Origin of the sequence: Bernardetia aquimarina, from assembly GCF_042180575.1 — a bacterium.
Taxonomy (GTDB): domain Bacteria; phylum Bacteroidota; class Bacteroidia; order Cytophagales; family Bernardetiaceae; genus Bernardetia.
Genome location: NZ_CP170094.1, coordinates 4,378,011 through 4,390,711, shown reverse-complemented (window position 1 = coordinate 4,390,711; position 12,701 = coordinate 4,378,011). Strand labels below are relative to the sequence as shown.

13 protein-coding genes are annotated in these 12,701 nt (G+C 30.2%); 3 read left to right on the top strand and 10 right to left on the bottom strand.

Features of this window, described 5'->3' with window-relative positions; translation table 11 throughout:
• The first annotated feature begins 69 nt into the window (after positions 1-69).
• Positions 70-2,067 (top strand): ATP-binding protein, encoded by a 1,998-nt coding sequence (locus ACE193_RS18800; RefSeq protein WP_375559759.1) that lies wholly within the window; start codon positions 70-72, stop codon positions 2,065-2,067.
• 77 nt (positions 2,068-2,144) lie between these two features.
• On the opposite strand, the gene ACE193_RS18795 is transcribed toward ACE193_RS18800, so the two are convergent.
• The 7 genes from ACE193_RS18795 to ACE193_RS18765 all read right to left on the bottom strand — a co-directional run bounded on the left by ACE193_RS18795 (position 2,145) and on the right by ACE193_RS18765 (position 9,071).
• Complete coding sequence (locus tag ACE193_RS18795) at positions 2,145-2,690, bottom strand: hypothetical protein (protein WP_375559758.1); 546 nt, start codon at positions 2,688-2,690, stop codon at positions 2,145-2,147.
• A gap of 223 nt (positions 2,691-2,913) precedes the next feature.
• Positions 2,914-3,261, bottom strand: a complete 348-nt coding sequence (locus ACE193_RS18790; RefSeq protein WP_375559757.1) for a DUF3244 domain-containing protein — start codon at positions 3,259-3,261, stop codon at positions 2,914-2,916.
• A 567-nt stretch (positions 3,262-3,828) separates the two neighbouring features.
• The gene (locus ACE193_RS18785) at positions 3,829-4,053 is read right to left on the bottom strand and encodes a DUF433 domain-containing protein (RefSeq protein ID WP_375559756.1); all 225 of its coding nucleotides are present in this window, start codon (positions 4,051-4,053) and stop codon (positions 3,829-3,831) included.
• Between the two features lie 64 nt (positions 4,054-4,117).
• The gene (locus ACE193_RS18780) at positions 4,118-6,085 is read right to left on the bottom strand and encodes a T9SS type A sorting domain-containing protein (protein WP_375559755.1); all 1,968 of its coding nucleotides are present in this window, start codon (positions 6,083-6,085) and stop codon (positions 4,118-4,120) included.
• A 141-nt stretch (positions 6,086-6,226) separates the two neighbouring features.
• Positions 6,227-6,931, bottom strand: coding sequence for a hypothetical protein (locus ACE193_RS18775; RefSeq protein ID WP_375559754.1), 705 nt, complete (start codon positions 6,929-6,931; stop codon positions 6,227-6,229).
• A complete protein-coding gene (locus tag ACE193_RS18770) occupies positions 6,924-8,381 on the bottom strand; it encodes an AAA family ATPase (RefSeq protein WP_375559753.1) in 1,458 nt (485 codons plus the stop codon). The genes ACE193_RS18775 and ACE193_RS18770 overlap by 8 nt, the downstream gene beginning before the upstream one ends.
• A gap of 75 nt (positions 8,382-8,456) precedes the next feature.
• Entirely contained in the window at positions 8,457-9,071 is a 615-nt protein-coding gene (locus ACE193_RS18765; RefSeq protein WP_375559752.1) for a hypothetical protein, read from the bottom strand.
• A gap of 328 nt (positions 9,072-9,399) precedes the next feature.
• Between ACE193_RS18765 and ACE193_RS18760 the strand changes: the two genes are divergently transcribed.
• A complete protein-coding gene (locus tag ACE193_RS18760) occupies positions 9,400-9,807 on the top strand; it encodes a 6-pyruvoyl tetrahydropterin synthase family protein (RefSeq protein WP_375559751.1) in 408 nt (135 codons plus the stop codon).
• A complete protein-coding gene (gene folE, locus ACE193_RS18755; protein WP_375559750.1) occupies positions 9,770-10,564 on the top strand; it encodes a GTP cyclohydrolase I FolE in 795 nt (264 codons plus the stop codon). The genes ACE193_RS18760 and folE overlap by 38 nt, the downstream gene beginning before the upstream one ends.
• A gap of 234 nt (positions 10,565-10,798) precedes the next feature.
• Here the strand turns inward: folE and ACE193_RS18750 are convergent, their stop codons facing one another.
• The 3 genes from ACE193_RS18750 to ACE193_RS18740 all read right to left on the bottom strand — a co-directional run bounded on the left by ACE193_RS18750 (position 10,799) and on the right by ACE193_RS18740 (position 12,698).
• Positions 10,799-11,320, bottom strand: coding sequence for a hypothetical protein (locus ACE193_RS18750; RefSeq protein WP_375559749.1), 522 nt, complete (start codon positions 11,318-11,320; stop codon positions 10,799-10,801).
• 47 nt (positions 11,321-11,367) lie between these two features.
• Positions 11,368-12,135, bottom strand: coding sequence for a tRNA pseudouridine(38-40) synthase TruA (truA, locus tag ACE193_RS18745; protein WP_375559748.1), 768 nt, complete (start codon positions 12,133-12,135; stop codon positions 11,368-11,370).
• A 335-nt stretch (positions 12,136-12,470) separates the two neighbouring features.
• A complete protein-coding gene (locus tag ACE193_RS18740) occupies positions 12,471-12,698 on the bottom strand; it encodes a hypothetical protein (protein WP_375559747.1) in 228 nt (75 codons plus the stop codon).
• Positions 12,699-12,701 lie beyond the last annotated feature (3 nt).

Here is a 12,701-nt window from a genome sequence, read left to right as displayed (position 1 = left end):
ACTCTTTAACTTTTTAATTAAGATTAGAAATAATCGTAATTTTTAATCCGTAATCCGTAATTGTTGTTTATGTTTAAGTTTCTCAATCATGTTTCTATAAAGACAAAAGTAGTCGGTTCGATTATGATAGCGACTATTATTGCCTTAATAACTGCTTTTACAGCATTTATTATTTATGATTTGATTGATTATAGAACAGAATTAGAAACTGGTTTGCGTGATAGAGCACAAATTATCTCTAGGGATGCTTATATTTCGGTTAGTTTTGCAGACCCTTCAGCTACCGAGAATCAGTTGAAAGATTTGTTTGCTTCTGACCCTAATATTTTGGCTGCACAAGTATATGATACACTCGGCAGACCTTTTGCAAAATACGAGCGTTTGGGAATGCCCAAAAGTCCTAAATATGAAGAGCCTCCTCATTTAGAATTTGATTTATTGAATAATCAAATGTCAGTTCATCATCGAAGAGAAGTAGAATTAGCCAGTTTTAATAGTGATAATACAACAGGACTTTCGATAGATAATCGCCCCCCAACTTATCCTACAGTTTATCTTTTATCTAATCTTGACCGTTTTTATGACCGTCTTCAACGTTATGCACTCATTACAGGGCTTATTTTACTGACTGTTTCTTTACTGACTTATTTTATTGCTATTCGCCTGCAAAGACTTGTGTCGAAACCTATTTTGGAACTGACAGCCCAAACCAAACAAATTGCACAAGAAAAAGTATATTCAACACGGATAAGTAGAGGAGATAGAAGGGACGAAATCGGAACACTGACAGAAAGTTTTGATGATATGCTTGCTCAAATCGAACAGCAAAATTTAGCTTTAGTTTTGGCAAAAGAACAAGCCGAACAATCAGCAAAGGCAAAAGAGCAGTTTTTGGCAAATATGAGCCACGAAATCCGAACGCCTATGAATGGAGTCTATGGAATGTCAGAGCTTTTATTAGATACTTCACTCAATAATGTTCAGTTGAAGTACGTAAATGCAATTAAATCTTCGGCTGACCATTTACTTGTTATTATTAATGATATTTTGGATTTATCAAAAATTGAATCTGGAAAAATTTCTTTTGAGGAAAGCCCTATTGATTTTTATCCCATCGTAGAAGGATTGATAAGTAGCATAAAAGTAAAAGCAGATACCAAAAAAGTAACTCTAAAAAGTAATATCAGCCGAGATATTCCTGCTCGTTTTGTGGGTGATGAAGTACGTTTACGACAAGTTTTACTCAATCTTTTGGGAAATGCTGTAAAATTTACACACAAAGGAGAAATTGTAATTGGTGCTAATTTAGTAGATGAAGACAAAAATTTTGTAACCCTTCATTTTTATGTAAGTGATACAGGAATCGGAATTTCAGAAGAAAAAATAGATGATATTTTTACGATGTTTACACAAGCAAGTAGCGACACAACACGCAAATATGGAGGAACAGGACTAGGACTTGCCATCTGTAAACAATTAGTAGAACTTCAAGGAGGAGAAATTTATGCAAAAAGTAAAGTAGGACAAGGCTCTACATTTGCCTTCCAGCTTCGATACAAAAAATATACAGAAGTAAGTGAACCCATTGTACAACGAGACAGAACCAATCAAATTCCTGATTTTCTTCGCAATGCAATCAATTCTGAAAACCTTGCTCAAAAAGATAATATAGATAGTACAAGTATTGCAACTCCCAAACCAATTACAAATAAGATTTTGCTTGCAGAAGACAACGAAATAAATCAGCTTTTAGTAGTAACCATGCTCAAAAATTGGAATTATGATATTCATGTAGCTTTCAATGGAAAAGAAGCTGTCGAAAAACTACAACAAGAAGAGTTTAATTTGGTCTTAATGGATGTTCACATGCCAGAAATGGACGGCTACCAAGCCACAAAAATCATAAGAGAAACCATTTCAAAAGACCTAACAATCATCGCCATGACAGCCTCTGCACTAAAAGGAGAAGCCGAAAAATGTATTGCAGCAGGAATGAACGACTACATCGCCAAACCATTCAATAAAGAAGCATTCAAACAAAAACTGGCAAGTTACCTAAGGAAATAAAAATTGGGAATTGGGAAATGGAAAAAAATTCATTCTCTTGTATTTCCTCTTCAACCTCTGTGGTTAAAATGTATTTCCTACTTAATTTTTACTTTTTTCAAAAACTCTGTCTTGAAAGATTGATTTTCAAAAACTTCTATCAAAGGAATTTTCAAGCCATCTCCCAAACAAATCATCGCTTCTGAGTTTTCTGACAGTAAATTTTGTACTAACTCTTGATAACTAAAGGCACAAATCAACTGTCCTTTTTCAGAATAAATACTAATTGCAATTACTTCGTGAGAAAAAATTTCATCAACTTGATAATTCACTTTGCTTTTCAAAATTATCTTGTTAAAAATGTTATTTTTATTTACTCTATATTCAAAGACTTGTTGAGCTAACCTCATCTGTAAATCATCATTTGTATAAGGTCGTATAATTCCTAGCCGTACACTTTCTAAAAGTAGATTTATAAAATTACAATCTTGATACATAAACCCTGTATTTTCTACTTGCTGCAAATCCAAAACTTCCCACACAAAAAAAGTATCTGTTTTCAAAACCTCTTCTTTGTTTAGAGTTTGAGAAAAACTGATACTTTGACAAATGAAAAATAATAGTACAAATAAAGTAGTTTTCATAGGATTTAATTTTTAGTGATGTTCTAAAAACTTGGATTCAACTCATAAACGCAGTTTTGCACAGTAAATTATAGACAAAAAAAAGCAACTCCAAATGAAGCTGCTTTTCTGAATTTATGAAGAGATAGAACCTTACTTAGCAAAAGAAATTTACTAAAATGAATTACTTCAAACATAAATTACTTGTATTCAGCAATTTACATTCGTAATTCGTAATTGATACTTACTTTACTTGATAGGTTTCATAAGTTGCCTTATCTTCTCCTATTACTTGCAAAAAGTAAGTTCCTTTTGGTAGATTTTCAAGACTGATTGTATATTTTATATTTTTCGATGTAATTGTTCTTTCCTGTAAAATATTTCCCTGTTCGTTGGTAAGTGTTACGACAACAGTTCCTTTATTATTTGTGATGCTTGCTGTTGCTTTATTATCTGTCTTTGGTGAAAAAGTAGCTGTAAATTCGTTTTTTACTTTGTCTGTTATATCTGTTGTTGATGTATTAGTAGCAAAAGAATTGAATGAAAAAGTAAGTGTAAAAACGACTGCGAAGATTAATTTTGAGATGTTCATAGTTAATTGTGATTTGTATTTTGGTGTAACTAAAGAATAATTATTTTGTAATAAAATAAGTTTTAAATATGTATTACAAAGACAACTAAAATAGTTTCGTTTTTTGTTTCCTTATTTTTCGTTGTTGTTACTGTACCTAACGGCTTCTTTCAGTATAGGTTACAGGTTTGAAAATTGTATTTCTGAAAATCACTTTTAACTAAAAAACGTGCAACCCAAACAAAAAACATATTTTAATATAAAAATCAAAATTTTATTCTGCTAATTAACAAGACAAAATATTTTAATTCTGACATTTCATAATTTTAAGTTAAAAGTAATACTATCAAAAAAAATAAATCCTAATAAATCATAACAAAATAAGAGTTTGCAACCCCTACTTAAAATCAGAATTATATTTTGAAAAATAAATAAATACAGAATTATATACTGATTATTATTATTAACAGAGTATTAGAAAATCTTTATTTTTTATTTACTAAAAAAAGTTAAAACATATAAATAAAAAAAAGCGACACTATTTTGTGTCGCTTTGCTATTCAATAAATTATTTTCTTTACTCAATTTCTAAGAAGCAATTCTGATTTTATGATTTTTATCTGCTGCAAAAGCCAAACAAGCTCTAATTTGAGCAGTAGAAAGTTCTGGGAAATCCTCTATAATTTCTTCTTCACTCATTCCATTTGCAAACCAATTCAGAACATCATATACTGAAATACGAGTTCCGATAATGCACGGCTTCCCAAAACGTTGATTTGGATTTATAGTTATATATTTTTTGTAATCAATCATAGTTTTATAATTTTAATCTCAATTCTTTTTTAATTATACGAAAATCAAGATAATCAAGTTCAAATTACTTCTGAATAACCAATTTCTTAACTGTCATAAAGTTTTTATACTGACATCTTACCAAATACATTCCATTTTTCATAAAGGAAGGTAAAATAATTTCTTTGTCTGTTTCAAAAGAAGAATACGGATTGAGTTTATACTCTTCCAAAACTTTTCCTGTCAAATCTATAATCTGTACATTTTCTACTTTTGTTGTAAAACGAATTTTGTCTTGTGCTGGATTTGGATATAAAACCAAATTTTGTTGCCACATCTCAAACTGATTTTCTTCGGTTATATCATCAATTCCTGTAACAATATCATCTTTTGCAAAAACAGGACGCAACATCAAACTTCCATCAACAAACTCATTTTGTTCCCAATAATTACGAACATTAAAAAACATTTTACTTTTCGAATCTGTCTGAACATCAAGACCAATCGGCAACATATTATCTCCCAACTGCTGAATGCCAATATAAATCGTATCTGAAACATCAAGCGAACGAGAAAGCTTAATTCTTCTAAACTGATTTATTCCATCAGAATATTTCAAAATAGAATTCTGAGTAAGCATAACCGAATCTTCAATATCTGTTTTTGATAAATCAATCTTTTGCCAAACTTTTAGATTAAAGGTCTGATTTTCTACACTTGCTCCAATTCTTGAAAAATAAATATCAATATGGGTCAGTTTATCAGGCTGCGAAATATAATATTGATAGGCAAGTTGTCCGAAACGCTGATTAATTCCTGCTGCATATTCTGCTGTTCCGTCATCATACGCATAAAAATCCTTGAAAACAGAAGTCTGACTAATCGTATCGTTATCTCGTGTATAAACTCCTCCAAAATTATCATCAGGTTCTCTAGTATTTACTTGAAACTGATGTGTAATTGTCATAGAATCTTGTCCTTGTGGCAAAATACTAGCATTCGGAATCGCTACAATTTCTTTGTTTCGTTCAAATCCTTCTACCAAATCAGACGAAGAAGCATTATCGGAATCCAATCCATACCAGTACCCCAAAATTTGTTGAGTTTCTTCATTTCTAACTTCACACAAATACGAAATGACATTGAAAGTTTCATCTAAATTATTAACCGATGAAAAAATAGAATCCGTCAAAAATTGAGTAGTATCATTCCAAAAATGTTCATAAGGAACAGCAGAATAAGGTTTGATAAAATGTGAAGGTGTTTTGCTTGTCGCAACATCAAGAAAAACAGTGTCTGTTGGGATTCTACTTGTATTGAAATAAATATAATCTACATTCCAAACATCAAAAGCTCCCGAAAGACGATTGAAAGACATAAAACGAAACTGCAAACTATCGTGCAAAAATTTTTCTTCTTGGATTTTCAAAATGACATGTTCGAAACCTTTTGTATCAATTCTGCCTCCTCGCTTTTCCCACTTTTGCTCCCAATTCCCTTCATTATCCAAAAACTCTACTTTCAGAAAATCAGTTGTATCAGGCGTTTCTCCATTTCCACGAGCCTGTAGCATAAAAGAAAAATACAATCCATCGCCTGCATCTGTTCCTGTCAAATCTATTCGTTGAGAAGTAAGTGTATCTCCCAAACCTTGGCGAGTAGGAAAAAGTTGGTCGTAAGGTCTTCCATTGGCAGCCACACCGTCAAAAGTCGCTACATTTTTTGTAGGAGGATTGAGAGGAATTCCATTATTAACAAAAACACCACTTCCTTTTATCCATTTGGTAGTATCGGGCGCACCAATAGGTGTAGTAGAAAAATCTTCAAAAAACGGCAAAGTCAGAACGATTGTATCTACTGCAATACTATCTATTTTTTGAATTTTGTTTAATCTAACAGAATTAGAGTTGTCTGTTTTGCTATTTTTTAATTGCTCTGAATTAATTTGTTTGTGGTTTTGAGTTGGAAAAACCAAAATTTGAGCAACTGCCTGTGTATAAATTCCTAAACTTATAAATATAAGGAGGAAAAGAGTCATTATCGTTTTATTCATAACTACAAAAATAAGGAAAAATAAGAGTTTTTATCAATTTAGATTGACTGAAACTGAATTTAGAGAATGTTAAAGTTTAATTTTTGTAGAAGTTTTGCGATAGGGGAGTTTTTGAGTTTGTTGAAATCAATATTTATTTGCTCAAATATTAAGTAATCTATCTAATGAAATAATATCTGTATCATTGTAAAAAGCTACTTTCATCTTATCATTATCTCCAAAAATAGTTTTACAATCTATAATATTATTTCTAGCAGTTAATCTCAGAATAGGATATAGTTGAGTATTGTCATTTCTAGTTGTATTATCATTTATATAACAAATCACTCCTTTAAAATTTAATATTATACTGACACTATAATTTGGGTCATTATTATGTTCATTTAATGACAATAACATATACATTCTATTCATAGCAGCAGTAAACTTTTCTTCACAACTTTTTAATGTACTTTGTTTATATGTCCGTCCTTCTTCTTTACTATCTTGTAAAGATTTCTTCAACTCAATAAATACCACATGTAATATGGAAGTACTATGTCCTTCTTGATGAGTAAGAATCAACAGAGCAATTTCAGGAGTTCTAAAATAATTTTTAGTTGATATTCCATCAATTTCTTGTTCTAAATTTACTCTCCAAATAGCTTTTATATTTGTGCTAAGAGATAAATCAATTTTAAGTTTTTGTACAATTTCGCCGTCATCCTTAATTTCCTCAACTACTGTTTCATCGTCTCCATATATATCTTCAATAAATTTTGAGCGAGTCAAAAACTTTTGAAACTCATTACGAATAATAAAACTATTCTTCCCAGCTACATTGTGTAATAAATATTTTTTAGCCATTACTCTCTGTAGTTTCTTGTTTTTGTAAGTAAATATAGTCTGTCAGTATTTTGCTATTGTTTTCCATTGATGTTTCGATTTCTCTAAAATTATCAAAAGAAATACCATACTCATTATCATCATAATGTATAATTTTTTTTCCATCAAAAAAATATACTCCTACATCTTCTTTAGCGATAGATGTATTACTGTTTATATGTTTTAATTTATTTTCCTTAATTATCTCTTTAACATCTAACTTTAGTTCGTTCTTTAAAATATCTAAATAGGAATAATTATTTATAGATTCTGCAATTATGGGGCTATGCGTAGTTATGAGTACTTTATTATTACTTTCGTTTGCAAAATCAATCAATATTTCAAGTAATTTGATTTGATTTTTAGGATTTAGATTTTCTTCTGGTTCGTCTATCAAAAGAAAATTATCTTCTTTATCTGCCCAATACTTCAAATATAAATAAATAAGTGTTAGTTGATTGACAGATGATGAAGACAAATACATAGGCAAACTTTTATCTGTATCTTTTATTTTGAGAGCGAAATCAATCATTGAAACTCCCTCTAAACTATTCATAGAAATATCACCTCCCATAAGTTCAGAAATTCTGTTTACTAAACTAGGGTAGTTTTCTGTTTCTTTCGCATTTTTATTAAAATCATATAATTTTTCAAATAAATCATTGACAGGGGCAGTATAAGGTCTTTTAAAAAAATTGAAATTTGCTAAATCTAAACTATTACCTTTTTTATCCAATAAACCTCTTAATTCTGCTATCTCTTTCTCTCTTTTTTCTCTTTCTATTTCATAAATATATGGATAAAATGTAGCGTAAAAAGAACGATTAGCTGGTAAAAATAATGTATTTGTATCATCTAAAAGAGTTTTAATGATTGATGATAAGAAAGTGTATTTTTTCATTTCACTTTTACTTAACGAGTTTTTCGGCAAATCAAAAGGTAATTTATCAATATCAATATTAGTAATTGATATTTGTGAAGAGTTTTCCTTCTTATGAAATTTAAAGACACTTGCACTTCCAACCTCTTTTTCGCTAATGTCTAAGGTAGCTTCAAAACCTTCTTCTATTACTTCATTTATATCATATACAAACTCTAATTGAAAATTGCTTAGAATAGTATTTTTGTAAGGGGTATTTTCTATATTATATGTTGTTGCCAATTCTTTCTCTATAAAAACCAAATATTTATTTAAAACCTCATCTACAAGTTCCTTCGTTATTTCAAAGCTATCTACTTCAAAATCAAAATCTATGTCAGTTTGCCGAGAAAACCTCTCTTGTATTTGGTAATTATATAATGTCCAAATAAGTTGTGAAACATACGTTTTTCCACTATTATTATCTCCTACAAAAACATATAATTTTTTACTTAAATCAATCGTCTGTTTATTGTTCTTTATAGAACCTAAATTTTTAATAAGAATTTCCATATTTAATAGCTTTAATGGCTTATATTTTTAATGTAAAGATACAAAAAGTTAGGAATAGCGAAATTAAAATCTCAATCACTTCAAAATCTTCTCTACCAGTTCTTCAAAAGGCAGTGCATCAAGGAAAAGTCTATCCGAATAAATATTTGCTAAAAGACGAATAAAACTAGGCTCTCCGTCAATCTGAATATATTCTATCAAAATATTTCCATAAAATTGAGGTAATTGTCTTTCTTTTTTGAGTTCATTTTCTACTTGATTATTTGTTCCATAGACAGGTTTTAGATAATGTTTTTCTATGGTTTCTACATAATTGGTTCGCTCATAATGTGCTCTATCAGATGTATAAATTTTGTAAGGATAAGGAAGTCCAAGAACAGAATCTTTCAATTTATCAAAAATAAAACGAAACTGTTTGCTACTCATCGCATTGGTATAAGTAATTGCAATTCCATTTGAAGCAGCCGAAGCAAACAAATGAACTTCAATATCTTGTGAAAGTTGTCCTTGTCTTTTTAGATGATAGGATTCATAAATCCTTGCAAACCAATACCTTGCATCTCCACTTGAAGACCAAACTTGAAATTCTAGCTCTTCTTTTTCTGACCTTTTTAGATTTTCTTTTATCAAAGGAATTGTTTTATTTCGCTTGGGAAAGAGTTTTTTGAATATATCGTCGAAAAAATCCATAAATTGAAAACCTTTTTAATAAAAGTAAAGTTAGAAAATTCTATTTTGTTTAACTATTTATCATTTTAACTTAAACACATTGATTAAGATTTGTTTAAAAAATAAAACCTAAAATATGAAGTTAGAACAAGAGAGTAAAACGTAAACTATCAAAATTGCGTATTTTTTTTATAAAAATAGTTGTTTTTCAAACAAATTACATAAAAACTTATTTAAGATTCATGATGTTGTTGGTGTCGTTTTGCCAAAGTACCAATAACAGCAGTAAAATTATTAAGTAAATAAGATTAGTCCTTTAGATTTTAATTTATCATTCCTATACAAAACTATGCGTGTTTCCGTTTTCAGAAAAGAACATTTCAATGCAGCCCATCGTTTAAATAATCCAAACTGGTCAGCCGAAAAAAATCAAGAAATTTTTGGCAAATGTAATAACGAATATTATCACGGTCATAATTACAACCTTATCGTACAAGTAACTGGCGAAATTGACCCAGAAACAGGTTATGTGGTTGATATGAAGTGGCTTAGTGATTTGATAAAAGAACATATTGCAGACCGTTTTGACCACAAAAACCTTAATTTAGAGATTCCAGAATTCAAAGAATTAAACCCAAGTGCTGAAAACATTGCAGTTGTAATTTATAATATATTGCGTCCAAAACTTAATTCAAACTTAGACTTAAAAATCAAACTTTATGAAACTGAACGGAACTTCGTCGAATGTCCAGCCTAAAAAGGTAAATGGCATTCATAATCATGACAAACAAGACAGTCAAGACTTTACTACTTCCACCAACAATAAAAAACAAGTGAAAAAAACACAAGAAAAATTACAAATCAACAAACAAGAAGATTTAGAAATAATTGGAGAAAATCATATTGCGACTTCCATAGAAACTCCTTTACGAAAAGATGCCTTTGAGCTTGATGATGCTACAAAAATAGAAAAAATAGCAGACCATTTTAAAGAAATAATGGATATTTTGGGACTAGACTTAACAGATGACAGTCTGCAAGGAACACCAAAGCGAGTTGCCAAAATGTATGTACAAGAAATTTTTAAAGGCTTAAATCCAGAAAACAAGCCAGCAACTAGAATGTTTGAGAATAAATTTGGTTACAATCAACTTCTAGTAGAAAAAAATATTAGTTTTCACTCTCATTGCGAACATCATTTTGTTCCAATTCACGGAAAGGCGCATATTGCCTATATTTCGAATAATGGTGTTGTGGGACTCTCAAAATTACATAGAATTGTGGATTATTTTGCTCGCCGTCCACAAGTACAAGAACGATTGACGAATCAAATAGGCGAAGAATTAAAGAAAATGTTAGATACAGAAGATATCGCTGTCGTTTTAGATGCTGCTCACATGTGCGTGTCTATGCGAGGCATACAAGACCAGACCAGTACCACAATTACAAGTTTTTATAGTGGCAAATTTAATGAAGAAGCTACTCGTAATGAATTTTTGAGATATATTCAGTAAATTCAATTACGAATTACGTTTTTCATTTGGTCGTTTCTTTATTGAAACGACCATTTTTTGTATTATTATTTTTTGATAGAATTTGTATTTTTTGCTTTGAGAAGTTATTTTTATAACATTTTTAGCATACTAACGACTCCCAAAATTTATTTTTTATGACCAGTATTCGCATACGTCCTCACTTTCAACAACATATTACTCGTAACCCAGAATCGCTGACGTTAGAGGATTAGATTACCTACTCAAAAAATAGGTTCTAAATTTTTCAAATTCTTCTAGTTCTTGTTTTACAAATCGTGCAAAAAGTTTTTCTCCTACCTGTTCTTGGAGTGCCGAAATACCTGTATCAATCAAACGAATACCTTTTTGAGTCAGTAAAATATTATCAAAGGGTTGTCCACCAATGTTAGAAGGACGTAATAAATCTCTGTGAGCAAAACCTGCCTTGTGCAGTTGTATCAATTCATCTTCAAAAACCTCTGACCACAAAATACGTTTTTCTTGTTCGTAAGCACGAAAATCCATTGGATAAACTCGTTCCATTACCAAAATTTCTGTTTCTTCATTGAGTTCATCCAAACGAATAAATTTTACAACTAATTCATTTATAGAATTAGCAAACTTCATTTTCTGCGCCTCCGAACCAATATCTGAACGAGTATCTCCAGCAAATATTTTTCCCACTTCTGTTTCAGAAATAGCAATAACCGTATTATTTGCACCAGAAGAAAGTGTACGAGGATAACGTTTTTTCATTGAAATTGAATTTAATATTTCTTTTGGAATGAGGTCTAAAACACAATTTACAAAAATATTTCTTTCGGATATTCTACATCTACCAAAAAAAGTCCAGTTGAAGGAACAGAAAAACCTGCTGATTTTCTGTTTTTATCTAAAATTATTTTTTCAAAATCATTGATTTCTATTTTTCCTTCTCCCACCAAAAAAAGCGAACCCACAACAGCACGAACCATTCCTCTCAAAAAACGATTTGCTGAAATAGTAAAACGCCAATAATCAGACTGACTTCCATCTTCTTTTGTCCAAATTGCCTTAGTAATATCACATTCAAAATGATTGACCTGTGTTTTTACTCTACTAAAAGATTCAAAATTTTTGTGTTTTAAAAGATATTTTGCAGCTTCGTTCATTTTTTCAAAACTCTCATCATTCAATCCTTTTCTATGAAAATGAGCGTGATTTATCAAAAAAGGACTTTTTTCAAGAATTACATGATAATGATACGTCCTAAGAAAAGCATCATAACGAGCATGCGCCGTTTCTACAACAGGATAAACTTTTGAAATAGCAATTTGAGGAGGTAAAAAGCTATTCATTCGATACTTCAATTCATTTGTATCTATATTAGTTGATATGTCAAAATGAGCAAATTGTTTTTTGCAATGAACACCTGTATCTGTTCTGCCACTTCCCATAATAAGAGTAGGAGTTCTCAAAATTTTTGATAATCCATCTTCAATAATAGCTTGAATAGTCTTTGGAGTATTATTTTGAGCCTGCCAACCGTGATAATTTGTGCCTTCGTAAGCCACTTCTAAAAAATAACGCATAAAATAAATAAGTTGTTGGTCTTGCTGTCGCTAAAACACCAACGAGAGCAAGTAAATAGTTACCAGTTTTTAGGATTAACTTTTTCTCCATGTAGAACGGATTTTATCTATTTTTTTTCTGATTTAATAAGTCATTTGGATTTATATATTCTTCCAAATAGCCACATTCAAGACAAACTACTGTACCCTACTTTTTTAAAACATAAAGTTCACAGAGAACTGAAAGTCGGCGAAGCCAAATCCTTAACTATCATACACGACAAAAAAATAATAGGGTACAGTAAGGACAAACATCTTTCTCGTACAAAAAATAACAGAAATTTTGTTTTTAATTTTTATATTCCCCTATCCCATTTAGTAAGCACTTTTTCAATTTTCTTTTTATCTAGTAAATCTTTTTCTGATATGTATTCTTCTATGTATCCACAATCAAGGCAGATATGTAAATCTATAACAAAATAATTTAAAGTGGACAACGAAATAGCACTTCTAGGGTCATTTGTAGACGTTTTTTTATATATTTCTAATGACGTACATTTTGGACAAATACCTGTTTGTTTCATAAA